The 24923-nt window shown below is 72.3% G+C and carries 22 protein-coding genes and 1 pseudogene; 10 read left to right on the top strand and 13 right to left on the bottom strand.

Annotated elements, in window-relative coordinates; all coding sequences use genetic code 11:
- Positions 1–7 precede the first annotated feature (7 nt).
- Positions 8–895, top strand: a complete 888-nt coding sequence (locus ACI79S_RS10805; RefSeq protein ID WP_456593430.1) for a YihY/virulence factor BrkB family protein — start codon at positions 8–10, stop codon at positions 893–895.
- On the opposite strand, the gene ACI79S_RS10810 is transcribed toward ACI79S_RS10805, so the two are convergent.
- Positions 836–3256 (bottom strand): transglycosylase domain-containing protein, encoded by a 2421-nt coding sequence (locus tag ACI79S_RS10810; RefSeq protein ID WP_456593431.1) that lies wholly within the window; start codon positions 3254–3256, stop codon positions 836–838. The genes ACI79S_RS10805 and ACI79S_RS10810 overlap by 60 nt on opposite strands.
- 183 nt (positions 3257–3439) lie before the next feature.
- On the opposite strand from ACI79S_RS10810, the gene ACI79S_RS10815 reads away from it, so the two are divergent.
- Both ACI79S_RS10815 and ACI79S_RS10820 read left to right on the top strand, forming a co-directional pair.
- On the top strand, positions 3440–4450 hold the full coding sequence (locus ACI79S_RS10815; protein ID WP_456593432.1) for a zinc-binding dehydrogenase: 1011 nt from the start codon (positions 3440–3442) through the stop codon (positions 4448–4450).
- Positions 4451–4683: 233 nt separating this feature from the next.
- The gene (locus tag ACI79S_RS10820; protein ID WP_456593433.1) at positions 4684–5091 is read left to right on the top strand and encodes a hypothetical protein; all 408 of its coding nucleotides are present in this window, start codon (positions 4684–4686) and stop codon (positions 5089–5091) included.
- A 48-nt stretch (positions 5092–5139) separates the two neighbouring features.
- Here ACI79S_RS10820 and ACI79S_RS10825 read toward each other — a convergent pair whose 3' ends face one another.
- The gene (locus ACI79S_RS10825) at positions 5140–5805 is read right to left on the bottom strand and encodes an acVLRF1 family peptidyl-tRNA hydrolase (protein WP_456593434.1); all 666 of its coding nucleotides are present in this window, start codon (positions 5803–5805) and stop codon (positions 5140–5142) included.
- Between the two features lie 678 nt (positions 5806–6483).
- Between ACI79S_RS10825 and ACI79S_RS10830 the strand changes: the two genes are divergently transcribed.
- Positions 6484–8673 carry an AAA family ATPase gene (locus tag ACI79S_RS10830; RefSeq protein ID WP_456593435.1) on the top strand — a complete coding sequence of 730 codons (2190 nt, stop codon included), beginning with the start codon at positions 6484–6486 and terminating at the stop codon, positions 8671–8673.
- Between the two features lie 55 nt (positions 8674–8728).
- Here ACI79S_RS10830 and ACI79S_RS10835 read toward each other — a convergent pair whose 3' ends face one another.
- On the bottom strand, positions 8729–9826 hold the full coding sequence (locus ACI79S_RS10835; protein WP_456593436.1) for a cupin domain-containing protein: 1098 nt from the start codon (positions 9824–9826) through the stop codon (positions 8729–8731).
- A 108-nt stretch (positions 9827–9934) separates the two neighbouring features.
- On the opposite strand from ACI79S_RS10835, the gene ACI79S_RS10840 reads away from it, so the two are divergent.
- The 3 genes and pseudogenes from ACI79S_RS10840 to ACI79S_RS10850 all read left to right on the top strand — a co-directional run bounded on the left by ACI79S_RS10840 (position 9935) and on the right by ACI79S_RS10850 (position 11561).
- A complete protein-coding gene (locus ACI79S_RS10840; protein WP_456593437.1) occupies positions 9935–10144 on the top strand; it encodes a hypothetical protein in 210 nt (69 codons plus the stop codon).
- Positions 10145–10159: 15 nt separating this feature from the next.
- Positions 10160–10273 (top strand): annotated as a pseudogene (locus ACI79S_RS10845) (IS982 family transposase); the annotation flags it as partial.
- Positions 10274–10433: 160 nt separating this feature from the next.
- On the top strand, positions 10434–11561 hold the full coding sequence (locus tag ACI79S_RS10850; protein ID WP_456593438.1) for an MFS transporter: 1128 nt from the start codon (positions 10434–10436) through the stop codon (positions 11559–11561).
- On the opposite strand, the gene ACI79S_RS10855 is transcribed toward ACI79S_RS10850, so the two are convergent.
- A complete protein-coding gene (locus ACI79S_RS10855) occupies positions 11558–12250 on the bottom strand; it encodes a class II aldolase/adducin family protein (RefSeq protein WP_456593439.1) in 693 nt (230 codons plus the stop codon). The two genes, ACI79S_RS10850 and ACI79S_RS10855, sit on opposite strands and share 4 nt — an antisense overlap.
- Positions 12251–12317: 67 nt before the next feature.
- On the opposite strand from ACI79S_RS10855, the gene ACI79S_RS10860 reads away from it, so the two are divergent.
- Entirely contained in the window at positions 12318–13577 is a 1260-nt protein-coding gene (locus tag ACI79S_RS10860) for an NAD(P)/FAD-dependent oxidoreductase (RefSeq protein ID WP_456593440.1), read from the top strand.
- Between the two features lie 47 nt (positions 13578–13624).
- Here ACI79S_RS10860 and ACI79S_RS10865 read toward each other — a convergent pair whose 3' ends face one another.
- From ACI79S_RS10865 to ACI79S_RS10885, 5 genes are read right to left on the bottom strand one after another with little or no spacing between them, the layout of a single operon-like run.
- Positions 13625–14446 carry an NAD(P)-dependent oxidoreductase gene (locus ACI79S_RS10865; RefSeq protein WP_456593441.1) on the bottom strand — a complete coding sequence of 274 codons (822 nt, stop codon included), beginning with the start codon at positions 14444–14446 and terminating at the stop codon, positions 13625–13627.
- Positions 14446–15435: a hypothetical protein gene (locus ACI79S_RS10870; protein ID WP_456593442.1), complete on the bottom strand. Its 990-nt coding sequence runs from the start codon at positions 15433–15435 to the stop codon at positions 14446–14448. The genes ACI79S_RS10865 and ACI79S_RS10870 overlap by 1 nt, the downstream gene beginning before the upstream one ends.
- 5 nt (positions 15436–15440) lie before the next feature.
- The gene (locus tag ACI79S_RS10875) at positions 15441–16451 is read right to left on the bottom strand and encodes an amidohydrolase family protein (protein WP_456593443.1); all 1011 of its coding nucleotides are present in this window, start codon (positions 16449–16451) and stop codon (positions 15441–15443) included.
- Positions 16448–17185 carry a 4-carboxy-4-hydroxy-2-oxoadipate aldolase/oxaloacetate decarboxylase gene (locus ACI79S_RS10880; RefSeq protein ID WP_456593444.1) on the bottom strand — a complete coding sequence of 246 codons (738 nt, stop codon included), beginning with the start codon at positions 17183–17185 and terminating at the stop codon, positions 16448–16450. Before ACI79S_RS10880 ends, ACI79S_RS10875 begins: the two co-directional genes overlap by 4 nt.
- Positions 17182–18231, bottom strand: coding sequence for a zinc-dependent alcohol dehydrogenase (locus ACI79S_RS10885; protein WP_456593445.1), 1050 nt, complete (start codon positions 18229–18231; stop codon positions 17182–17184). Before ACI79S_RS10885 ends, ACI79S_RS10880 begins: the two co-directional genes overlap by 4 nt.
- A 151-nt stretch (positions 18232–18382) precedes the next feature.
- Between ACI79S_RS10885 and ACI79S_RS10890 the strand changes: the two genes are divergently transcribed.
- Together ACI79S_RS10890 and ACI79S_RS10895 are read left to right on the top strand one after the other, a co-directional pair.
- Positions 18383–19324 (top strand): ABC transporter substrate-binding protein, encoded by a 942-nt coding sequence (locus ACI79S_RS10890; protein ID WP_456593446.1) that lies wholly within the window; start codon positions 18383–18385, stop codon positions 19322–19324.
- Positions 19325–19333: 9 nt separating this feature from the next.
- Positions 19334–19789 carry an RpiB/LacA/LacB family sugar-phosphate isomerase gene (locus tag ACI79S_RS10895; protein ID WP_456593447.1) on the top strand — a complete coding sequence of 152 codons (456 nt, stop codon included), beginning with the start codon at positions 19334–19336 and terminating at the stop codon, positions 19787–19789.
- Between the two features lie 21 nt (positions 19790–19810).
- On the opposite strand, the gene ACI79S_RS10900 is transcribed toward ACI79S_RS10895, so the two are convergent.
- The 4 genes from ACI79S_RS10900 to ACI79S_RS10915 all read right to left on the bottom strand — a co-directional run bounded on the left by ACI79S_RS10900 (position 19811) and on the right by ACI79S_RS10915 (position 24747).
- Positions 19811–19981 (bottom strand): hypothetical protein, encoded by a 171-nt coding sequence (locus ACI79S_RS10900; protein ID WP_456593448.1) that lies wholly within the window; start codon positions 19979–19981, stop codon positions 19811–19813.
- Between the two features lie 470 nt (positions 19982–20451).
- Positions 20452–21753: an MFS transporter gene (locus ACI79S_RS10905; RefSeq protein WP_456593449.1), complete on the bottom strand. Its 1302-nt coding sequence runs from the start codon at positions 21751–21753 to the stop codon at positions 20452–20454.
- Positions 21754–22899: an ABC transporter ATP-binding protein gene (locus ACI79S_RS10910; protein ID WP_456593450.1), complete on the bottom strand. Its 1146-nt coding sequence runs from the start codon at positions 22897–22899 to the stop codon at positions 21754–21756.
- 84 nt (positions 22900–22983) lie between these two features.
- Complete coding sequence (locus tag ACI79S_RS10915; RefSeq protein ID WP_456593451.1) at positions 22984–24747, bottom strand: ABC transporter permease; 1764 nt, start codon at positions 24745–24747, stop codon at positions 22984–22986.
- Positions 24748–24923: the final 176 nt, after the last annotated feature.

Raw genomic sequence — 24923 nt, forward strand, 5'->3', positions numbered from 1 at the left:
GCCCCGCGTGAGCCGGTTCTCCCGGGCCGCCGCCTGGCTGCGCGACGTGATGCGCGGCGTGCGGGCGAGGTTGCAGGGACGCGACCTGATGCTCATCGCCGCCGGGCTCACCTTCTACGCCGGCATCGCCGTCGTACCGCTGCTGCTCCTGGCATTCGGCCTGACCTCCTGGCTCACCTCGCCGGAGCGGGTGCACGCCCTCGGCGAGCGGCTGGCCGAGCTGCTGCCGGGCGCACTGGACGCGCCGACCGCCGTGGCCCGCCTGGTCGACGCCGGCACGAGCCTGGACCCGCTCGGCGCGCTGCTGGCACTGCTGCCGATGTCCTTCTACGGCGAGGGCCTCCGGCGCGCGCTGCTGCGCTTCGGTTCCCGGCACGAGGGGATGACCGGCTGGCGCGGCCGGCTGGCCGCTCTCCCGCTGCTGCTGATCACGCCGGTGCTGCTGTACCCGCTGCTGCTGGCGGCCTCGGTGATGGCCGAACTCGCCGACCGCGGCGGGGTGGCCGCCGCCGTCGGGCAGGTCGCTCTCGGCTACTACGCGGTGCTGGCCGCCCTCACCCTGCCGCTGGCCTGGGGGTTCCGGGTCGTCGGCGGAGGGCGGGTGCGGTGGCCGGCGCTGACGGCGGGCGCGCTGTTCACCGCCGCCTGCCTGTCCGGCTTCCTGCAGGGCTTCGTGCTGTTCCTGGCACTGCCGCTGGACCTCGGCGCGCCGTTCGGTGACCTCGACGTCGTCGGTGGGGTCGCGGCGCTGGGCGTGTGGCTGTTCCTCCTGCACCTGGTGGTGCTGATCGGCTGGCTGGCCACCCAGGAGATCGACGAACGGCTGGAGCGCCGGTCAGCGTCGCGGCGGGGGCCGGTAGAGGAACCGGTCGAGCCAGGCCTCGACCTCGCCTAGGTCCGGCTCGTCGGGGGCCGGGGGTCCGCCGGTCCCGGTACCCGGGTCCGCCACGACCGGCGGCGGCGCGGTCGGCGGAGGAACCGGCACGGGCACCGGCACGGGTGCGGGCTCGGGTGCCGGCGGCGGGGGCGGGGGCGGCGGCACGTAGCGGGAGCCGTTGCTGACCAGGATCGAGACGACCTGCCCCCGTACCGCCCGGCCGCCGGCCGGCGGGCTGGTGCCCACGAGCTCACCCGGGGCGAGGTCGCTGTCCACGCGCACCACGACGTCGAGGAGACCGGCGTCGCTCAGCACCTCCTGGCAGGCGAACGGATCAGGGCACGACGGCACCCGGATCGTGTTGCCCCGCACCACCACGGGGTCCGCGGGCGGGAAGTCGCTGCTGCCGCGGGCGCCGAGGACCGGCGCCATGGCGTCGTGCCAGATGGTGGCGCCCTTGCCGCCCCCGAAGCCGCCGACGTCCTCCTTCTCCTTGGGGTTGAAGACCATGACGCTGGCGGCGATCTCCGGGGTGTACCCCACGAACGCCACCGAGACGTTCTCCTGGGTCGTGCCGGTCTTGCCCGCGATCTGGTGGCCCGGCACGTACGCCCGCCGACCGGTCTGCCCGGGGAAGCCCGGCTCGACGTCCTTGCGCAGCATCTGATTCAGCGTGTTCGCGACCCCGGTCGGGATGGCCTCCGGGGTGCACCGGTCGCCGCCGACCAGCGGTTCGCCGTCCGCACCCAGGACGGGCTCGCCGGACCGGTCGAGCAGCCCGGTGACCGGGACGACGTCGCACCGGGTGCCCGAGGCCGCGAGCGTCGAGTAGGCGCTGGCCAGCCCCAGCGGGCTGGTCGCGTCGGGGCCGAAGGCGAACGAGCCGTTGTTCTCCTCGATGGTGCGCTGCGCCAGCCCGTCGGGGCCGTGTGCGTACAGGCCCATCCGCTCGGCCATGCGCACCGGCTCCTCGACGCTGCCGAGGGCGTCCTCGAGGGCGAGGAAGTAGGTGTTGGAGGACTGGTAGAGCGCGGTCGTGAGGTCCAGCGACGCCCGGTAGCTCCCGGAGTTGCGGACGCGGTAGGGCCCGCCGTCGGCCTCGTAGACGCGGGAGTAGTACGGGTTCGGGGCCATCAGCGTGTACTCGGTCGAGTAGCCGCGGGCCAGGGCGGCGGCCGCCACGAACACCTTGTACGTCGAGCCCGCGCCCCGGCTGGGCTCGGCGTTGAGGTTCACCGACTCCTGCCGCCGGTCCTGCTCGTCGTGGCCGTAGATGCGGTTGACGCTCATCGCCAGCAGGTGGCCGGTGCCCGGCTCGACGGCGGTGAAGGTCGCCGCCAGCGAGCTCTCCAGCGGCTGGTTGGCGAGGACGGCGGCGTCACCGGCGCGCTGCAGGTCGGCGTCCAGCGTGGTCTGGATGACGTAGCCGTTGCGCTCCAGGTCCTCCTGGGTCAGCCCCAGCTCCTGGATGAGGTACTTCTGCACGAAGTCGCAGACGTAGGCGCCCACGCTCGCCTCGACGCAGCCTCGGCGCGGTGCGGGCGCCGGGGCCAGGTCGAGCGGGGCGGCCGCGGCCTGCTCCTGCTGCTCGGGGCTGATGTAGCCCTGCTCGGCCATGCGGGCCAGCACCTGGTTGCGCCGGACGGTCGCGCCCTCGGGGTCGGTGAACGGGTCGTGGTCGGACGGGCTCTGCACCAGGCCGGCCAGCAGGGCCGCCTGCGGCAGGGTCAGCGCCGCGGCGTCGACGCCGAAGAACGCCTGGGCCGCGGGCTGCACCCCGTAGGCGTTGCGCCCGAAGTAGACGATGTTGAGGTAGCGGGTGAGCAGCTCGTCCTTGGTGTAGGTGGACTCCATCGCCAGCGCCAGCCGGGCCTCGCGGAGCTTGCGGCCGAAGGTCTTCTCGATGGCGGCGTCGCGCTCGGCCGGGGTCCGCGCGGACTGCAGCAGGGTCTGCTTCACCAGCTGCTGGGTGAGCGTGGACCCGCCCTCCTCCACCTCCCCGGCGGCGATGTTGGTGACCAGCGCGCGCACGGTGCCCTGCACGTCCAGCCCGCCGTGGTCGTAGAAGCGGGCGTCCTCGACGGCCACCAGGGCCTGCCGCATCACCTCGGCGATCCGGTCGAACGCCACCGGGTCGCGGTTCTCGCGGTAGAAGGAGGTGATCACCTCGCCGTTGGCCGCGAGCATCACGGTGTTGCGGGCCGGCACCTCGACGGAGAACTCCTCCGGCGGGTCGCCCAGGAGGGCCGAAGAGCTCTGCGCGGCCAGGGCCGGCCCGCCGATCCACGGCAGCAGCAACCCGGCCACGAGCGCCCCGGCCAGCAGGATGGCGCCCGCGAGGGTGAGCAGGGTGCGGCCGGTCCCCGTGCGCGACTCCATGACCCTCCTCGTGGCTGAAAGCCCAGCTCAGCAGGGAAGATCATGATTGACAACCACCCGCGCGGGGGCGACGCAACCGGAACCGTCCCGTCCGTCACCGGGGACCCGCCCGCCCCACCGGCTCCTCCGGCCGCGTGGCGGGCCCGGTTCGTCGGCGCGGCGCCCACGGCGTTGGATGGGGGCATGCCTGACTCGATGCTGGCCGGCCGGCTGAACGTGCGCACCCGTGAGTTCGTGGTCAAGGAGGTGCCCAGGCCGGTGCCCGGCCCCGGCGAGGTGCTCATCCAGGTCGCCGCCGCCGGCATCTGCCTCTCCGACGTCCACCTCGTCGAGGGGCAGCTCTCCCCGCTGTTCCTCGCCGGCGACGAGGTGACCCTCGGCCACGAGGTGGCCGGCACCGTCGCCGAGCTCGGCGACGGCGTGACCGGACTGGCCGAGGGGCGACGGGTGCTGCTGCAGGCCGGCGAGGAGAAGGACGGCTGGGTGCACACCCGCGGCGTCGACTACGACGGCGGCTGGGCGCAGTACGCGCTCGCCACCGCGGCCACGGTCGTGCCGATCCCCGACGAGCTCCCCTTCGAGCAGGCGTGCATCGTCCCCGACGCGGTGTCGACGCCGTGGGCCTCGATCGTGCGGACGGCGCAGGTGCGCGCCGCGCAGCCCGTCGGCGTCTGGGGCATCGGCGGGCTCGGCGCCCACGCGGTGCAGCTGCTGCGCCTGGCCGGGGCCGCCCCGATCGTCGCCGTCGACCCGGTGCCGGCCGCCCGGCAGCGGGCGCTGGACTTCGGCGCGGACCTCGCGCTGGACCCGGCCGAGGACATCGCCACCCGCGTGCGGGAGCTGACCGGTGGCGCCGGGCTGGCGTTCGCCTTCGACTTCGCCGGCGTCGCGCCGGTGCGCGAGCAGGCGGTGCGCTGCCTGGAGCGCGACGGCGCCCTGGTGCTGGTGGGCCTCACCGACCAGCCGCTGAGCATCCGCAACGGCACGCAGTTCAGCTACTTCGGGCAGCGGATCCTCGGCCACTACGGCTCCGAGCCGGGGCACGTCGAGGAGCTGGTGAACCTGGTCCGGCACCACCGGCTGGACCTCTCCCGCTCCATCTCCGGCACGCTCCCGCTCGCCGACGCCGCCGAGGGCGTGGAGCGGCTGGCGAACAAGGAGGGCGACCCCATCCGCCTGGTCATCACGCCGTGACCGCCTGACCCCCTTGCGCCGCGGGCGGCATCCCGGCCAACCTCACACCGTGAGAACCGGCCGGTCGACCCGCTGCACGCTGCTCGTCGTGCTCGTCGGGGCCCTCACCGACCCGCGAGGGGGCGCAGGCCGGTGAGGAGCCGGCCCCGGCGGGCGGCATGCGTGCCGAGCTCCTGTCCCCCGGCGAGCCGCCGCCCCTCCCCGAACCAGTGCCGCGACCGCTTCCCGAGGAGATGCTCTCGCTGCCGCCGGTCACTGAGGAGATGCACGTGCTCCTCGAGGAGGTCCGGGCGCGCTGGGGCGAGCACCCCGACCCGGGGCAGTCGGAGATCACGCTCGACCGGGGGCAGGTGATCCTGCGCTGGTACCGCGCCCCACCGGCCGAGCTGGTGGCGCTGGCGGAGGCCTCCGGCGGCACCGGCTTCGACGTGCGGATCGAGGAGACCCGGTTCCGCACGACCGAGCTCGTGGAGGAGGCCGACCGGCTGGTCCGGGCCCACCCGGGGGTCGTCCACAGCACCTGGCCGCTCACCGCGGGCGACGGCGCCGGCATCGGGCTGGACCCCGCGGTCGCGCGGGACTGCGGGGCCGACGACCTGGCCCGCCTCGGGATCAGCAGCCGGTTCCCGCTCGCCCCCTAGGTGGCCGGCCCGCCGGTGGCCGCGAGCGCCGTCGGCTGATCCCGCCGGTCAGGGGCGGTCCTGCGGCTCCACGATGTGCACGTCCACGGCACGGAACTGCTTCGGCGTCTCCAGCAGCACCGCCTTGGTCGGCTCCCCGACGTCGAGTGCGCCGGCCCGCCGGAGCGCGACCAGCTGGCGCAGCCGGGGGTCGGCCAGAACCTCGTCCACCAGCCCGGCGTCGCCACCGGTGACGAGGGCCGCCAGCCCGTCGGCGTGCGGCAGCAGCACCCGGGCGGCGGTCTCGACGGCGTGTCCGACGACGGCGTCGGTCTGGTTGGCGCGGCGGCGGGCGAACCGCTGCTGGGACCAGCCACCGGCCGCCGTCCGGCCCTGCACCTGGCGGGCGTCGACCTTGGACACCACCAGCTGCGCGCCGTCGAAGACCCCGACCGCCCAGCGACCGCGCCGCACCAGGAGCACGGCGGCCCGCCGGTCGCGCTGCGCGGCCGCGGTGAAGCCGGCCAGCAGCGGCGCCTCCGGCGTCCAGCCGAACGGCGCCCGCAGCGTGACGGCGGTGCTGTCGGCGCAGGCGATGCGGAGGCCGTCGTCGGCCGGCGCCACCTCGGTGAAGGCGCCGTGCCGGGTGGCGACGCCGTCCAGCCAGCGGCCCAGCCGCTCGGGCGCCACGCCGAGCCGTCGCCCCCCTCCGGCAGCCGGCCGGGGCCTGGTCATGCGCCCACCGTAGGCGTACCAGCGATCGCGTTCGATGACCGACCACTGCCCATTTCCTCAGTCAGTCACACGGCATTGGAAGCAGTGACGGCGAATTGGCGGTCGACCAGGTCGTGCACGGGCGGGGCTACCTCCCGGTTGAGGCCGGGTTTCCCGCGAAGACCGACCACATGCCCTGACGGGAGCACAGCGCGGGGGACGCGGTCCGGCCCTGCGGCGATGCCTTGCCCGAGACGTCGGCGGGGAATGGGTGGCCGGACGCCGGGTCGTCGTGGTGCGCGTCGAGTGCGCCATTCATCAGATTCCCCGAAGGTGCCCCGCCCGTTGTTCAGCAGACTCCCACCTGGAGAGCCCTGGCGGAGCAGCACTCGGGCTGCGAGCGCGATCGAGGGCTCCGGCGGCTACCGCCCTAGCGTCATCCGGCATCCCAGCCGCGTCGGGCGGCAGAAAGGCGAGCGCCACCTCAGCCGTCCTGCTCGCCCTCGTCGGTGCCCACGCGCCTGCTCCGACCTCGCCGGAGACTCGTCGCAACTCCGCGAGCGACCTCAACGGGGGAACGCGGCGACAAGAGGAGCGAGGGGGGGCACCCCGAGCATTCGGCCGCTCGGCAGAATGGTCTGACCACCGGTGGGTCCGTAGGGCAATCACCGGAGGCAAACCCCCGTCGAACGGAGTCCCATGCCATCGCCAGCCGTCGTCGATTCCCGCCCGATCGACTACCGGGTCGCCCACCTGTGCGCGGCCGTTCTGGCCCCGGACGTCCGCGCGGCCGTCGGAGCAGCCGAGGGCGATGTCGTCCGCATCGCCACGGAGCGCGGGCGCAGTGCGCTGTGTCGGGTGGCAGGCCCGGTCGACGAGCCGGGAGCCGGGTCGGTGCGCATCGACCGGTTCACCCGGCAGGCGCTCAAGGCCTACCCGCACGAGCAGGTGACACTGGAGCGGGCGGAGCCTGGGCCGGCACGGGAGCTCGCCCTGGTGCCCGGGCTGGACATGAGCCAGCGCTTCGACCCCCAGCTGGTCCCCGCACTGCGGCGCGTCCTCGCCGAGCAGCAGGTCGCCGTCCGCCCGGGCATGCTGCTCTACGTCCGCATGCCCGAGGCCCTGGCCGGCGTCACGTACGAGGTCCACTTCGTCGCGCCGGCGGACGGAGACGGCACCGAGGGCGTCGTCACGGGTGAGACGACGATCTGGATGGTCCAGAGCGACCACCACCACGGACCCGGTGACCACGAGCACGATCACGACAAGTCGTCCGAGACCGTGCTGGACACGACGTTCGAGGACGTCGGTGGGCTGACGGCGCAGATCCGTGAGGTCCGCGAGTTCGTCGAGCTGCCGCTGGTCTTCCCGCAGGTGTACCGCCAGCTGGGCATCAACCCGCCGCGAGGCGTGATCTTCCACGGCGCCCCGGGCACCGGGAAGACGCTGCTGGCCCGCAGCGTGGCCAACGAGATCAACGCCGAGCTCTTCTACATCAACGGGCCCGAGGTCGTCGGCACGTTCTCCGGCGAGACCGAGGCGAACCTGCGCAAGATCTTCGCCGAGGCGAGTCTCAACCCGCCGTCGATCATCTTCATCGACGAGCTCGACGCCATCGCCCCGGCGCGGCGGATGGCCACGAGCACCACCGAGGCGCGCACGGTGACCCAGCTGCTCGCGCTGCTGGACGGCCTGAAGCGGGCCGAGGGCGTACTGGTCATCGGCACGACGAACCGGGTGGAGGCGATCGACCCGGCGCTGCGCCGGGCGGGCCGCTTCGACCGGGAGATCTACTTCCCCACGCCCGCGACCGAGGCGCGCGAACAGATCCTCCGGGTGCAGACCCGTGAGATGCCGCTGGCCGACGACGCGCTCGCCGGGCTGCCGGCGATCGCCGAGCGCGCGTACGGATTCGTGGGCGCCGACATCATGGAGCTCAGCCGGGAGGCGGGGCTCAACGCGCTGCGCCGTGCATCGACCCGGTTCGTCGAGTCGCCCTCCATGGCGACCTACCCCGACGCCGCTGACCTCGTCGTCACCCGCGACGACTTCGACGCCGCCCTGCGGGTGGTCCAGCCGGCCGCGATGCGCGAGTCGCTGATCACCTACCCACGGGTGACGTGGGCGGACATCGGCGGGCTCGAGCACGTCAAGGGCCGGCTGCGCGACCTCGTCGAGAAGCCCCTGCGGCACCCGGAGGTGTTCGAGCGGATCGGGCTGTCGAGCAATCTCGGCGTCCTGCTCTACGGGCCGCCCGGCACCGGCAAGACGCTGCTTGCCCAGGCGATCGCCCGGGAGGCCGGCGTGAACTTCCTGCCGATCAACGGCCCGGAACTGTTCTCCCAGTGGCTGGGCGAGTCCGAGGAGAGCGTGCGTCGCGTGTTCGACGTCGCCCGGCGCGCGGCGCCGTGCATCGTCTTCTTCGACCAGCTGGACGCGGTCGTCCCCAAGCGCAGCGACCTCGAGCACGAGGGGACCCGGGCTCCGCAACGGGTGGTCAACCAGCTCCTGGCCGAGCTCGACGGGATGGAGCAGCGCAGCCAGGTGCTCGTCATCGGCGCCACCAACCGGATGACCATGGTCGACCCTGCGGCGCTGCGCCCGGGCAGGTTCGGCGTCCACCTCGAGGTCGGCCCGCCGGAGGACGCCGGTCGCGATGAGATCCTCCGGATCCACCTCGCCGGTGCGGCGCTCGACGGCGACCTGACCCTGGACCGGGTGGTGGAGCACCTGGTCCAGCGGACCGCGGGGATGACCGGCGCTGACCTCGCGTTCCTCGTGCAGAACGCGAAGCTGGCGGCCCTCGATCTGAACCAGGCCTCGCCCGACCCGCGGCTGGACCTGGCGACGTTCGACGCGGTGCTGGCCGAGACGGCGCCCCCCGGATGACCGGCGAGCGCGACGCGACCGCGCCGGGGCGATCCCGGGCGCGGCCGCGGTCGGCTCAAGCCACCGGCGGTGCGGTGAACCCTTCGCCCGCAGCGGCCTGCAGGGACGCGTCGTCGAACTCCGGCGCGTTCTCGAAGTGGACGATGCGGGAGTAGCCCAGTTCGGCGTAGATGCTGTTCGACGCCCCGATCAGCTTCGCCGACCCCGTGCCGGTGCTGAAGCGCTGGACGATCGTGTTGTGCGGCACCCAGATCATGTCGCCCTTCTTCCAGTCCCACCGCGTCGGCTTCTTCGCCACGCGCGCGTAGAACTGGTCGGCGATCTCGGCCTCGACGTCCCAGTGCAGGTCGTAACCCTCGCCGTCGAGGACGTGCACCGCCTCGTCGGCCATCTGCCACCGCTTGCCCGAACGGCTGCCGGCCGGGATCTCGTGCAGGTAGGCATCGGTGCCCTTGATCCGGAGGGGGGCGCCCTTGCCGGCGATCTGGCGGACGCGGCCGAACTCGGTCCACTGCCACTCGGTATCGGCAGGAGTGAGCACCTTGGGGACGAGCTCGTCACCTTCGGGACGGGCGGTCAGCCACTCTGTGCGCGGCTCCCACTGGTCCTCGTCCGCCGGCTTGGTGCCGATCTTCCCCTGAAAGGTGAGTCCGAGGAACAGCGACAGCGGCTTGGGCTTCATGACCAGGCAGACCGCGCGCTTCTCGGGGTCCGGGTTGTTGTGCCAGTGCACGCAGTCGTTGTGCACCGCGACAGCGTCCCCGGCGCTCCACGGGTAGTCCTTGCCGTCGTGCGTCTCGTAGCCGCTGCCCTCGAGCACATAGAACAACGCTTCGTTCTGGTGTCCGTGCCCGTCATTGCGCCCGTTGGGCTGGATCACGACGAAGTGCAGGTGCAGGCTCTGCGTGCGGAACTGCTCATCACCGGGGTCGATGATGTTCCAGTTCTCCTTGAGGCTCAGCCCCTCCCCCAGGGTCGGAGTCCACACCCGGGGAACGGTCGTGACGCGCTCGCGCCGCTCCTCGGTCAGGGTGTACCGGTTGCTGGCCAGCTCCCGTACATAGATGCGGGCCTTCTTGTAGTGGTCGTCGTAGACGTGCACGTTCTGCGCCGTCTGCTCGCGGCTCTGGGACTTCGTTCGTTCCTGCTCCATGCAGTGCCTCCTTGGTGCCCCGGTGGTATGACCATTGGACACCGAACTCTAGTTGTCCCACCAGAGGGCACGCCCACGGCTCCAGCCACGGGGCGGCTGGCGCCCGGCATGTTCGCCGTCGAGAAGACCTATCCCAAGGGGTTCCTGTGTCTTGACCGCGTTCCCCCGGGAACGCCTGTCGGCGGGCCCGACGTGGCGCGATCGGGTGACGACCCCGGCCCGGTCAAAGATGGAAATCGCCCCAAGATCAGGGACGCGGAGCTGATCACGCTGGCGGTGGTGCAGGCGCTGGCCGGTCGCCCCAGCGAGACCCGCTGACTGCTCCACTGGCGCCAAGCCGACGAGCGCGACGTTCTGCTCGACGTCCTCGACACCGACCCTGCGTCGACGGCCGAACGGGCCGGGCAGGCGGTGTTCGCGGACAAGAACTACTACGGCCGCGAGTTCGGGCCCCACCCTGATCGAGCCAGGACTTCAGATCGCCGCGTGCGCGCACATCGCGTGACGACGTTCTGGCAGCAATGCCCTTCTCGCGTATCGCATCCGTCAATGATCAGTCCATTAGACCAAAGCTGCTACCCTGCCGGACGACGAGTGGGGGTGGGGCGTGGCGCATCGGCGGGACTCCCTCGCGTCGGCGACAGGTGCCGGCATCTACTCGGTATCGCTCAGCATCGCCAGCGTCGCGCTCCCCCTCCTGGCCATCGGAGCCGGGTACTCGGCCTTCGAGATCGGCGCGCTGACGGCAGCCTCGGCCGCGTCCCAGATGCTGGTGCGGCTCGGCCTCGGTTGGGCCATGCGCCGCTGGCCGGACTGGATCCTGATCGCCGCCGCCGGAGTACTGCTCGCAGTCAGCTGCGCCGTGGTGGCCGTCTCCGCGGCACTGCTGCCCTTCGTCGCGGCCCAGCTGCTGCAGGGCGCCTCCCGCGCCCTCTTCTGGACCGGCAGCCAGACGCACGTCGTCCGGGGGGCGGGGCGTGCCGCCGGGGCCCTGGCGCAGGTCAACCTGGCCGCCTCCGTCGGGCTGCTGACCGGGCCACTCCTCGCCGGGGTGCTGTCCGAGGACAGCCCGGCGGTCGCCCTCGTCGTCGCCGCGGCCGTGGCCCTGCTCGGTCTGGTACCCAACGCACTGCTGGACCGGCTGCCACCGTTCGTCCCTCCCACGGACCGCCCGCCGGGCCGGGTGTGGCGCCGACCAGGGGTCGACGTCGCGTGCTGGGCGGGGATGACCGCCGGCGCCTGGCGGGCACTGCTGACCTCCTACGTGCCCGTCGCCCTGGACCAGGCCCGCCAGTCGCCCACCACGATCGGGGCGCTCGTCGCCGCCGCGAACGGCGCATCGCTCGTGGGTACCGCCATGGCGGCACGGGTGCGGGGACGCTGGACGATGCCGGTGCTGGGCGCAGGCATCGTCCTGACCGGTGTCGCGACGGGGCTGACCGGTGTGGTGGCCTGGAGCGTCGCCCTGTCCGCCCTGGTGCTCGCGGTCAGCGGCATCGCAGCGGGGGCGGTCCAGGTCCTGGGCCCCGCCATCGCCGCAGAGGCCGTGCACCCCGAGGAGCGCGGCGAGGCCATCGCGGCCAGCGGGACCTTCCGGGCGGCAGCCCTCCTCGCCGCACCCCTGACCGTCGCCGGCCTGGTGGTCGCCGTGCCGCTGACGCCCGCCATGGCGGTCGTCGGCGCCGTGATGGTCGTTCCCGCACTGGCCCTGCGCCGCCTCGGTCGGACTGCCTAGCTCCGCTCCAGTCGCCGCACCAGGTACTCCCAGGCCCCCTGCAGCAGCGGGTCGGGGTAGCAGTGCTCACGCTTGGCGAGCGACTCCTGGGGCGAGGACCAGGTGGCCCACCCGCCGGCCGCCATGGCCGTCAGCTGCATCCGGCAGGCGCGATCGAGCAGGTAGGCGGTGACCGTCGCCGTCTGCACGTCCGGCGCGGCGACGACGATGCCGTGGTTGACCAGCAGGCAGGCGTTGCGGTCGCCCAGCGCGCCGGCGACGTCCCGGCCCAGCTCCGGGGTCAGCACGAGGTCGCCGGTCCCGGTGAAGCGGGCGATGTCCGGCGGGACGAACAGGTTCGCCTCGTGCGAGATGGGTCGCAGCGGGACACCGAGGGCCCCCAGGGCCACTGCGGCCGGCGAGTGGGTGTGGATCACGCTGCTCACGTCGGCGCGCGCCCCCATGACCTCCGTGTGGATCGGGTACTCGGCGTGTCGTCGGCCGGAGCCGGCGAGCACCTCACCGCCCCAGTCCACCAGGATGACGTCCTCGGGCTCCACCTCCTCGAAGCCGAGCCCCGAGGCCTTCATCCAGATGCCGCGGCCCTCAGGGTCCCGGGCGGAGACGTGCCCCCAGATGAGGTCGCCCTGATCGGCGGCGCCGAGGACCCGGCATCCCAGGGAGACCAGCTGGCGAAGGTCGTCGGTCATGGCTCGCCCTCCTCGCGATGTTATGGCAGAATGGTAATACCATTCCCCACGATACCGGGAGGCCGTCATGCCGCGCTCCGAGCACGACGCCGGCACGCTCGTCGTCGGCGCGAGCCAGGCAGGCGCCCAGCTGGTCACGTCGCTGCGCCAGCTCGGCGACACCGCCCCCGTGACGCTCGTCGGCGCCGAGGCGCACGCGCCCTACCACCGCCCCCCGTTGTCCAAGGAGTTCCTGGCGGGGACCGCGACGCCGGACACGCTGGCGTTCCGCAGCCCCTCGTTCTACGCCGACCACGACATCGACCTGGTGCTGGGCGAGCGGGTCGAGGAGATCACGCCACCCTCCGACGAGCGCCCCGGCCTGGCCCGCACCTCCGGCGGCCGGGAGCTGCCCTTCGCCCGCCTGGCGCTCACCGTGGGCGCCCGTCCCCGCCGCCTCGACGTACCCGGCGCCGATCTGGCCGGGATCCTCTACCTCCGCGACCTCGACGACGCCGTCGCCCTGCGCGACCAGCTGGCCGGGGCCTCGCGCGTGGTGGTCGTCGGTGGCGGGTTCGTCGGCCTGGAGGCGGCGGCCGCTGCCCGGGCCCTGGACAAGCAGGTCACCGTCGTCGAGGCGGCCGACCGCCTGGTCGGCCGGGCGGTGGCTCCGGTCGTCTCCGAGTTCTACCGGCGGGCGCACGAGCGCCGTGGCAGCACCGTCCTGCTCTCCACCGGCGTGGTCGGCTTCCAGGGCACGGCTGCTCGGGTGGAGGGCGTGGTCCTCGCCGACGGCCGCACCCTGCCCGCCGACCTGGTGATGGTGGGCATCGGCGTGGTCCCTCGCGTGGAGCTGGCCGAGCAGCTCGGCCTCGAGTGCGACGGCGGCATCGTCGTCGACGCCCATGCCCGCACCAGCGCCCCGTCGGTGGTCGCCGCCGGGGACTGCACCGTCCTGCCGCACCCGATGACCGGCGAAGGCCGGGTCCGCCTGGAGTCGGTGCCGAGTGCGGTCGCGCAGGCGACCCTGGCGGCCGCCACCCTGCTGGGCCGGGAGGCCAACGCCCGCAGCGTGCCGTGGTTCTGGTCCAACCAGGGCGACCTGAAGTTGCAGATCGCCGGGCTCTCCGCCGGCTTCGACGAGCACGTCGTCCGGGGGGATCCGGACACCGAGAGCTTCTCGGTCCTCTACTACCGCGGCGGTGACCTGCTGGCCGTCGACGCGGTCAACGCCCCCGCCGACTACCTGGTGGTCCGCAAGGCCCTGACGAAGGGGATCCGGCTGCCGGCCGACCTGGTCGCCGACGCCGGCACCCCGCTGAAGAGCGTGCTCGCCGCGGCTGCCTGACCCCCGCATCCTCCGTGGCGGCTGGGCCGCCACGGAGGATGCGGGGGTCAGCGCAGGTCTGCCAGGTCCTCGCGGGTCAGCTCCGTCACGAGCGGTTGGAGCGCCCGCACCAGCGGCACGTCCACTCCGGCCTCCTCGGCCATGGTCAGCGCGACCTCCAGGTCCTTCGCCGGCCAGCGCAGCCGGTGCAGCCCCCAGTCGGCGAGCACCTGGTTGGCACCGGTACCGGCACCCAGGATGCTGCGCAGCCGGCCCGGCGCGACACCGAGCGACCGGGCCAGCCGCAGGACCTCGACGTCGGCCCGCAGGGCCGTCCACATGAGCACGTTGTTGGCGCTCTTGGCCACCTGCCCGGTCCCGGGCCCCCCGATGTGGCAGACGTCGGTGGCGAACGCCGCGAAGGCCTGCGCGCACCGGTCCAGCACCCCGGCGTCGCCGCCGCACATCAACGTCAGGCCGGCCTGCTCGGCCGCCCGCTCACCCCCGACCAGCGCCACGTCGACCACAGCGATGTCCCGCTCCGCCGCCGCCTCGGCCATCCGGACACAGGTGTCGGGCCGCACGGATGCGCAGATCGCCACCACGGTCCCCGGACGAGCCGCGTCCCGGATGCCCCCGTCGCCCACGAACGCCGCCTCGACCTGCGCGTCGTCCACGACGACGAGCAGGACCAGGTCGGCCTCCCGGGCGACGTCGGCGGCCGAGCCGCGGAACTGCGCGCCGGCCTGCCCGATCCTCTCCTCGGCGCCCGGCGCCGGATCGGTCGCGAGGACCGGCCAGCCGCGCTCGACCAGCCAGCGGCCCATCTCGGCGCCCATCCGGCCCCAGCCGACGACGCCGACGGTGCGGATCTGCTCGGTGCCGGCCATCAGATGACGAACGTCTCGGTGGCTTCCGGCGCGAAGAGCTCCGCCGGCTCGTACCGCCGCCGGGACAGCCCCTGCTCGTGGTGGTAGCGCAGGAACGTGCTGAGCACGTGCTCGTTGGCCTGCAGCCCGTAGGACCAGTAGTCGTCACCCATCAGGGCCCGCGCCTCCTCGAGGCCGGGGATGAGCCAGGGCAGCATGAAGCGCAGCGCCGAGGCGTCGTACAGCTCGGCCGCCGCCTTCTGCTTGGCCAGGTACAGCGCCTTGGTGAGCGTCTGGGCCACCCAGGGGTGCTTCTCGTAGACGTCCCGGCGGACTACCACGACGTGCATGATCGGGAAGATCCCGGTCTCGGCGAAGTACGCCTTCTCGGCGGCCACCGGGTCGGCGAACAGCCGGCGCACGTTGCCACCGGGCACGAAGGACGACGGCACCCGCGGGCCCTGGAAGGCATCGATCTCGCCGTCGGCCAGCATCCGGGCCAGCGTCTGGCCGGGACCGATCGGCGAGATGCGGATCCGCTCGCCGAGATCCACCGCGGCCTTCTCGATCCGGCCCGGGGTCTCCTGGCCGCCGGTCCGGTACTCGACCGAGTCCACCGGCACCCCGTACTGGTCGGCGAGGAGGCCGCGGATCCAGACGTTCGCCGTCAGCTGCCACTCCGGCGTGCCCACGACCTTGCCCCGCAGGTCCCCGGGCTTCTCGATGCCCGAGTCGGCGTTCACGAAGATGCCGGTGTGCCGGAACTGCCGCGAGGTGTAGACCGGCAGCGCGACGAACGGGGGGTCGTCGAGGTCCAGGGACTTCACGTAGGACGACATCGACATCTCGGCGACCTCGAACTCCCGGTACCGCATCATCCGGAAGAAGGTCTCCTCGACCGGCAGCCGCAGGTAGGTCAGGTCGATGCCGTCGGGGCGGACGGTCCCCTCCTCCAGTGCGCGGGTGCGGTCGTAGTCGCCACAGGCGAACGTCAGGTGCAGTCGGGACACGGGGGTCACTTCCCTCTCAGGCGGGCGTCGAGCCGGGGGTAGACCCGGCGGGCGTTGTCCTCGAAGACCGCCTGCAGCTGGGCCTCGCCCAGCCCGGCCGCGTCCAGGTACCGCTTGGTGTCGTCCCAGGCGATGCCGGTCTCCGGGTCTCCGCCGCGCACCGCGCCGAGCATCTCGGAGGCGAAGAGGATGTTCTCGGCCGGGACGACCCGGGTCAGCAGGTCGATCCCCGGCTGGTGGTACACGCAGGTGTCGAAGAAGACGTTGCGCAGCAGCTCCGAGGGGTCCTTCCAGCCCATGCGCATGGACAGGCCCCGGTACCGGCCCCAGTGGTAGGGAACCGCCCCGCCACCGTGCGGGATGACCAGCCGCAGCGTCGGGAACCGCTCGAACAGGTCACCCTCCAGCAACTGCATGAACGCGGAGGTGTCGGCGTTGAGGTAGTGGGCGCCCAGGGCGTGGAAGTTGGGGTTGCAGGAGCTGGAGACGTGCACCATCGCGGGCACGTCCAGCTCGACCAGCGCCTCGTACACCGGATACCAGTACGCATCGGTGAGCGGAGGGGAGGTCCAGTTGCCGCCCGAGGGGTCCGGGTTGAGGTTGGCCCCGACGAAACCGCGCTCCTCGACGCAGCGCCGCAGCTCGGCGACCACGTCGTCCAGTGCTCCGCCGGGCGTCTGCGGGAGCTGGCAGACCGCTGCGAAGTGCTGCGGGAAGAGGTCGGCGACCCGGGCGACCAGGTCGTTGCTGGCGCGGGCCCAGGCGACGGCGGTGCTCGGGTCGGGCACGTGGTGCTCCATCCCCGATGCCCTCGGGGAGAAGATCATCAGGTCGCCACCGCGTTCGCGGAGCACCCGCAGCTGGTTGTTCTCGACGCTCTCGCGCACCTCGTCGTCGCTGATGCCGCCGAGCTGCGGTGCGACGCCGCCGGCCTCCAGCGCGGCCTTCTGCGCCTGGCGGAACAGCTTCAGCTGCGCCGGCTCGGTGGTGTAGTGACCGTGGCAGTCGATGATCAACGCGGGGGCTCCTGCTCGACGTAGCGCAACCCCTTGGCGGCCAGGGGCTCGCGCATGTTGTTCATGTCCAGGCCCAGCTGGCCCTCGCGGTAGCGGGACCGGATGCCGGCCTCGCGCTGCTCACGCGCACGAGCCGCCTCCAGCACCTCGGGAGCGCGGCCCCGGGGGACCACGACCACACCGTCGTCGTCGGCGACGACCACGTCACCGGGCTCGATCCACTGGCCGGCGCACACGACGCCGACGTTGACGCTGCCGAGCGTCTCCTTGATGCAGCCGAACGCCGACACGTGCCGGGACCACGCCGGGAACGCCATGGCGGTCAGCTCCGCGACGTCACGGACACCGGCGTCCACCACCACGCCGCGGACACCGCGGGTCGCGAGGGCGGTCGCGAGCAGGTCACCGATGTAGGCGGCCTGCGACGGCGTCGTGGGCGCGATGACGAGGACGTCGCCCTCGGCGCACTGCTCCACCGCCACGTGCACCATCCAGTTGTCGCCCGGCGGCAGGCTCACCGTGACCGCGGTGCCGGCGATCCGGGCCCCGGGGTACACCGGCCGCAGCGCCGGGTCGAGCAGGTGGGTGCGTCCCTGCGCTTCGTGGACGGTCGCGACGCCGCACTCCGCGAGCCCGTCGACGGTCGCACGGTCCGCCCGGGAGATGCCCGTGACGACGACGGTGCCGCGGACCGCGGCTGTGTCCTGGGATGCGCTCGCACGCTCGCTCGTCACGCGTCGCCCCACGGCTTGAGCGAGATGTGCAGGGCGTCCTCACCGGTCTCGCCGGCGAGCGCACGGATGGCGCGGTCGACGTCCTCCAGGCCGAAGCTGTGCGTGGCCAGCCGCTCCAGCGGGAAGCGGCCCGACGCGAGCTGGTCCAGGGCCAGCTCCACCGAGCGGTAGCTGTGCCCGCGGGCGCTGCCCAGGGTGATGCACTTCTCGGTCATCTTCTTCAGCGGGAAGTCGGGGAACGCGGCCTCCTCGCCCTGGGTCACCATGATCCCCTCGCGTCGCTTGAGCGCGTCGATGCCCAGCAGCACCGGCGCGGTCCCGGCCCCGGAGGTGCAGTCCAGGACGACGTCGACGCCCACGCCGCCGGTGAGCTCCAGGACCCGCTCCAGCGGGTCCTCCTTCTGGACGTCGATGACCGCGTCAGCACCGAGGTCCTTGGCCAGCTGCAGCCGGGTCGCGTCCCGGGTGGTGCCGGTGACGACGATCAGCGAGGCGCCGGCCTGCTTGGAGGCGACGACCTGGGAGAGGCCCTGCTGGCCGGGACCCTGGATCAGCACGGTCGTCGCGTAGCCGACCTTGCCCGCGTTGAGCGCCCACTCGATGCCGTTGGACAGCGGCGTGACCAGCCCGGCGAGCTCGGCCGAGACGCCGTCGGGCACCCTGTGGGTCACGGCGTTCCATGGCAGGTACATGTACTGCGCGAACCCGCCCCACAACCGGCCCGGGTTGTCCGAGGAGGTGTAGCCGTACCGCCGGGCGTCCGGGTTGGTGCGCCAGTCGGTGAGTTCGCAGTGCCGGTACTCACCGGCCCGGCACCACTGGCAGTGCATGCAGCCCACGTAGTGCTCGACGAAGATCCGGTCCCCCTCGGCGAGCCCGTGGATCTTCGACCACTTGGCACCCGCCTTGGCGACGATGCCGACGTTCTCGTGGCCCATGATCACCGGCTCGTCGATCGTGGGCTTCCGATAGAGCTTCACGTCGGTGCCGCAGATGCCGGCCACCTCGATCTTGAGCAACGCCGCGTCATCCGCGATCTCGGGCATCGGGAACTCCCTGAGTTCCGTCGTCCCCGGTGCGGTCCGGACCGCCGCAAGCACCTGCTCCGCCATTGCTGCTCCTTCCGCGCCGTGTGTCGTGGAGCACCCTAATCGACGGCCTATTGGTCTGACCACCACCGTGCTAGCGTCCGCCGACATGGCCGACCTGCACCTGCGCACCGTCACACGCGCCCAGGGGAACAACCGGGCTCTCCTGGACGGATCCGTCACTCCCGAGGGCACGACGTTCGACTTCGAAGACGTCCCCGTCCTGGTCCAGGGCTTCCGCCGGATGGTGCGGAACCTCGAGTTCGACGTCTGCGAGATGGCCCTCACCACCTACCTGGTGGCCAAGGCCCACGGCGTGCGGTTCACGGCGGTGCCGGCGTTCCTCGTCCGCGGGTTCCACCACAACGCGATCACGGTCGACACCCGGCACGGCATCACCCACCCGAAGGACCTCGAGGGCAGGAAGGTCGGGGTCAACCGTGGCTACACGGTGACCACCGGGGTGTGGGCGCGGTCGGTGCTGGCCCAGGAGCACGGGGTGGACCTCGACTCCATCACCTGGGTGCTCTCCGGCGACGAGCACGTCCAGGCCTACCGGCCGCCGGCGAACGTCGTCCCGATCGCCCCGGGACGCACCCTCGACGAGATGCTCGCCAGCGGGGACCTGGCCGCCGTGGTCGGCGTGACGATCGACTCCCCCGACGCCCGGCCGCTGCTCCCGGAGGAGGCGGCACACGCTGCGCTGCAGCGGGGTCTGTGGCCGATCAACCACCTGGTGGTCGTCCGGGACGAACTGCTCGAGCAGCACCCCGACCTCGGACGCCGGGTGTTCGACGCGTTCGCCGAGTCCAAGCGGCGGTACGTCGAGCAACTGCGCAGCGGCTCCCTGCCGCAGGAGACGTCGACCGATCGCATGCACCGCACCGTCATGGAGCTGACCGGCTGGGACGACCCCCTGCCGTACGGGATCGAGCCCAACCGGGCGGTGCTCGAGGGCCTCCTGCGCACCGCGGTGGACCAGAAGATCCTGGACCGCGCACCGCGCCTGGAGGACGTCTTCGCCCCGGGCACCCGAGACGTCACCGGCTGAGGCAGCGACGTGCGGATCGCCATCACCGCCGACCACAACGGCGTCGCGCTCAAGGCCCGGCTCGTCGAGGCGCTGCTGACCGAGGGGCACGAGGTCGACGACCGCGGGCCGACGTCGTCCGACGAGCTCGTCGACTACCCGCCGCTGTGCGAGGACGTCTGCCGGCGCGTGACGGACGGCCGGGCCGATCGGGCGATCGTCGTCGGCGGCAGCGGCCAGGGGGAGGTCATCGCCTGCAACAAGCTCCCCGGCATCCGCGCAGGCCTGTGCCCCGACGTGTGGCACGCGGAGATCTCGCGGGGCAACAACGACGCCAACGTCCTGGTCCTGGGGGCGAAGGTCATCACGCCGGACACCGCGGAACTGGTGCTGACCACGTGGCTGACGACGCCGTTCAAGGGCGACGTGCACGCCCGCCGCGTGGCGATGATCGAGGCGCTGGAGCGGGGCGAGTCGCTGCTCTGAACGACCCACCCCACGGGCGGGTCAGCGAGAGAGCGCAGGCACCCGGACGGAGGCCGGACGCAGCCGGCGGACGAACGCCGCGGCGCTGGTGAACCAGGAGCCGTCGCCCCCGCGGTACCGGCGCAGGCGAGGCTCGCCACTGCCGATCAGGTCGGTGCTGACACCCTCGCTGATGAACATCCCAGAGGTCATGACAGGTCTCCTCGATAGGTCTGGAGTGGGCTCGGCCGCACGGCGCGTGCGGTCGACTCCCGACGTCTCCGTTGACCCGGGCGGCCGCTCGAACTCGACTGTAAGCGCCTCCGACCTGCGGGTTCGCCAGTTCGGCATGTGACCTCCCCCGCAGAGGTGCGTGCTCTTGATCACGCTGTGGTCTTGCGCACGAGCCGGCGCCGCCAGCAGCCTGGCCGGACCGCGACGCCCACCCTGATGGAGCCGGCCGAGTCCGTCGGCGCCGGCGTGGTGGGGACCCCCCGGCGGCCGAAGCTTCCCCGACCGGCGCCCGCGCGACGTCACCGCCAACGGCGCGCAGGAGCAGGCGGAGCACCAGGAGCGTGGCCCGCCGCCGGCCGACGGGACCTGTCAGCCGGGCGAGCAGCCCCCGGGAGCGCCGCCGCTCGACCGCCGCGCCCGTCCACGGGGCAGTGGAACGGGCGGGCGGATCAGGCGGGTCCGGGGGTCTCGCTCGCGATCGGCCGCGCGTCCGGCGGTGCCACCGGCTCCACCGGTTCGTCCGCGCCGTCGTCCTCGATGACGCCCTGGTAGTCGCGCACCACGTTGGGCCGCGACCAGAACGCCACCGCGACCAGCATCGGGCCGATGCCCCCCAGGGTGAGCGCGAGCACCGGGCCGACCGCTCCGGCGAATGCCCCCATGGCCACGTCGCCGATCGCCGGACCACCGCGGGAGGACATCTGGTAGAACGCGGTGACCCTCCCCCGGATCTCGTCAGGGGTGTCGATCTGCACGGCCGCGTGGCGGATGGTCGTGGCCATCGCGTCGAAGGCGCCGAGCAGCAGCGCCGCCCCGACGGCCAGCCAGACGACCGGCGACTGGGCCAGTCCGATCGCGGCGATGCCGTAGAGGAACGTCGACACCAGCAGGATTCGGCCCTGCCGCCGCGAGTCCTTGACCACCCTGAAGATCGTGTAGGTGGCCAGCAGCGCCCCCGCCGAGGGAGCACTGGACAGGACTCCGTAACCGGTCGCGCCGACGGCGAGGACGTCGGTCGCGATCGCCGGCAGGAGCACCCGGTAGGCGGAGAGCACCGTCGCCGACAGGTCCAGCCCCATGAGGCTGGTGATCAGCGGCCGGCGGACCACGTAGCGTGCGCCCTCCGCGATGCTGGCGAAGATCGACGTCGGCGGGGCCTGGCCGCTCACCAGCGGGGGCGTCCGGATGAAGGCGAGCACCACCACGAGCACCGCGTAGGTGACCACGTCGACCAGGTACATCAGTTCCGGACCGCCCGCGGCGATGAGCACCCCGGCCAGCAGCGGGCCGAGCAGGACCGCCACCTCCCGGGAGGGGTTGAGCAGCGCGATCGCCTCGCCGATGTGCTTGCGCCCCACCAGCGCCGGGATCAGCGCCTGCCGGGCCGGCTGGTCGAAGGTGGCCGCCGCCGTCGTGAACAGCACGCTCAGGACGACGTGCCAGGCCTGCACCGCCCCCGAGAAGGTGACCACCGTCAGCGCGAGCGCCACGGTCAGCGCCACCGCCTGGGCCGCCTGCAGGAGCCGGCGGCGGTCGTACCGGTCGGCCAGGGCCCCGCCCAGGGGACTGAGCAGGATCAGCGCCACCGCCTGCCCCGCACCGACCAACCCCGTGTAGGCGATGGAGTCGGTCAGCGCGTAGACGTGGAAGTAGTTCGCCGCGACGGTGCCCCGGGTGCCGATCTGGCTGAGGACGACCCCCGACCAGTAGAGCCTGAAGTCGCGGTTGCGGAAGATGGTCGGCAGAGGCACTCAGTTCACCGGGACGAGGGAGATCTTCGACGGGTCCAGCTGCAGATGGACCGGCGTGCCCGACTCGATGGACACCGACGGGTTGACCCGCGCGCGCATCTCGTGCTCGCCCACGGCGACGACGTGGTCGACGGCGTCGCCCAGGAACGCCCGGGCCACGACCGTGCCCGCCCACTCGTTGGCCACCCGGTCGCCCTGGCTGGTGGTCGTCAGCTCGACGGCCTCCGGGCGGATCGAGACCACGACGTCCGACCCGACGGGCAGGTGGTGGGGCGACTCGAGGTACAGGATGCCGTTGGAGGTCTCCACGCAGTGCCGGCCCGCCTGCTGGGCGGCGACCTTCCCGGGGATGAAGTTCGACGTGCCGATGAACTCGGCCACGAACTTGTTGGCCGGCTGTTCGTACACCTCGCGCGGCTTGCCCAGCTGGACGACCCCACCCTTCTCCATGACGGCGATCTGCGTGGAGAGAGCGAGCGCCTCCACCTGGTCGTGCGTCACGTAGACGGAGGTGATGCCCAGCTCCCGCTGCAGCCTCTTGAGCTCGTACCGCAGCGACTCGCGCAGCTTGGCGTCCAGGTTCGACAGCGGCTCGTCGAGGAGCAGCAGCGGGGGCTCGATCACCAGGGCGCGGGCGAGGGCCAGACGCTGCTGCTGACCGCCGGAGAGCTTGGTCGCCTGCCGGCCGGACTGCTCGGACAGCTGCATCGTCGCCAGCACCCGCTCGACCTTCTCGGCGATCACCTTCTTCGACGGGCGCTGCCCGCGGGGCCGCACCTGCAGCGGGAAGGCGACGTTGTCGAACACGGTCATGTGCGGCCAGATCGCGTAGGACTGGAAGACCATGCCCAGGCCGCGCTGGTTCGCCGGCAGGTTGACCGTGCGCCCGCTGCCGGTGGAGGAGAACATCACCCGGTCGCCCACGGCGATGGTCCCGCTGTCCGGCTTCTCGAGGCCGGCGATCGAGCGCAGCGTGGTGGTCTTGCCGCATCCCGAGGGGCCCAGCAGGGTGAACAGCTCCCCCTCCTTGACCTCGAAGCTGACGTCGTTGACGGCGAAGACCGTGGTGTGACCGGACTCCTCCTTCTTCTTGCCTCGGGCCTTGTCGCCGGCGAAGGACTTGACGAGGTTGTCGATCCTCAGCATGGGATTCAGGAGTCCTTTCCGACTCGGAGCACGTGCGGTGGGATGGAGTGGGTGTCGCGGTTGGGACGGGTACGGACGGTCGGCTCAGTCCTCACGCAGACCCACCTTTGCGCCGAGCTTGTAGGCGATCGTCACCATCACCATCAGCGCCAGGACCATGAGCACGCCGATGGCGGCCAGGACGTTGAACGATCCGTTCTCGAACTGCTCCCAGATGAGGATGGAGAGCACCTCGTTGCCCGGGCTGTACAGCAGGATCGAGCTGGACAGTTCGCGGAAGCTGACCACGAGGATGTAGATGAAGCCGGCCGTGATGCCCGGCGACAGCAGCGGCAGCAGCACCCGGCGGAAGGTCGTCCACCAGCTGGCACCACTGACCATCGCCGACTCCTCGAGCTCCGAGGAGATCTGCGTCATCGACGTCGTCGCGTAGCGCATGCCGTAGGGCATGTACTTGGTGCAGTACGCGATCAGCAGGATCAGCAGCGTGCCGTACACCGGCAGCGGGAACCGCAGGTACACGAACGAGATCGACAGACCGAGCACGATGCCGGGGATGACGAGTGGCACGAAGCTCAACTGCTCGACGATGCCGCGCCCCGGGATGGTGGAGCGGACGGAGATCCAGGACGCGACCGCCATCAGGGCCATGACGATCGTCGCGGAGCCGATGCCCAGGATCAGGCTGTTCCTCAGGGCCCGCGCGGCAGAGTTCATCTCGAACACCTGGATGAAGTTCTCGAAGGTGAAGGCGGAGACGGCCTCCCACGACGGCGCCTGGTAGTACGGCAGCAGGGCGGCGTAGATCAGCACCAGCAGCGGGCCCAGCACGGTGACGAAGAAGTAGAACAGGATGCCGACGCCGACGACCGGCTTCCACTTCCCCAGGTCCAGCGGCCGCGGGCGGAAGCCCTTGCCGGTGACCGTCTGGTAGGTCTTGCTGCCCCTGCCGGCCAGCAGCCGGCTGACGGCGACGCCGATGACGGCCACGGCGAGGAGGCTGACCGCCAGTGCTCCGGCGGCGCCGAGGTCCTGCGGATAGCTGCGCAGCACGAAGTAGATCCGGCTGGTGAAGACGTAGATGCCGTTCTGCAGGCCCAGCAGCGCCGGCACCTCGAACGACTCGAGGCTGGTGATGAGGATGACCAGCACCGAGGACAGCAGCGCGGGCCGGACGAGCGGGAGGGTCACCTTGCGCAGGGCCTGCATGCGCGTGGCGCCCGACATCAGCGCCGACTCCTCGAGCGAGGGATCCATGGAACGGAACGCCGCCACCATCAGCAGGAAGACGATGGGCGAGGAGTGCAGGCCCTCGACCCAGATCATCCCCCAGAGGGTGAAGATGTTGAACGGCGCGCTGCCGAGGATCGGCTCGAAGAAGGAGTTCAGCAGCCCGATCTGCGGGCTGGCCAGGAAGATCCAGGAGACCGTGTAGAGGATGCCGGGGATGACCAGCGGGACGATCGACGCGGCGAAGAACAGTGCCTTGAAGGGCACCGCCGTCCGCACGTTGAGGTAGGCCAGCGTCGTGCCCACGGTGATCGAGAGAAGCGCCGACCCGCCGGCGAAGGCGAGGGAGTTGCCCCACAGCTCGCCCATCCGACCGTCGCCGTAGGCACGCTCGAAGCTGCCGAGGTCCAGGCCCTCTGCATCGAAGAAGGTGCCCCAGACGAGGTAGCCGAGGGGGACGAGCGCCAGGTAGCCGATCGCGGCGGCCACGCCGGCGACGATGAACACCTTGGGCGTCAGCGGCCCGCGCCACCGAGTCTTCTCAGGCTCCGACGGGCCGTCGCTGGGCCGGGTCAACTCCTCCGGCGTCACCGCCGGATCGGCCAGGTTGGCGGTCATCCCGGGGGATCACTCCTTCATCTCTGGGGGTGGGGCAAACGTGGGGAACCGGCCCGGACCGGGCCTCCGGCGGTCGAGTGGGGGGGGGGGGGGGGGGGGGGGGGGGGGGGGGGGGGGGGGGGGGGGGGGGGGGGGGGGGGGGGGGGGGGGGGGGGGGGGGGGGGGGGGGGGGGGGG

This window comes from Blastococcus sp. SYSU DS1024 (assembly GCF_054050795.1).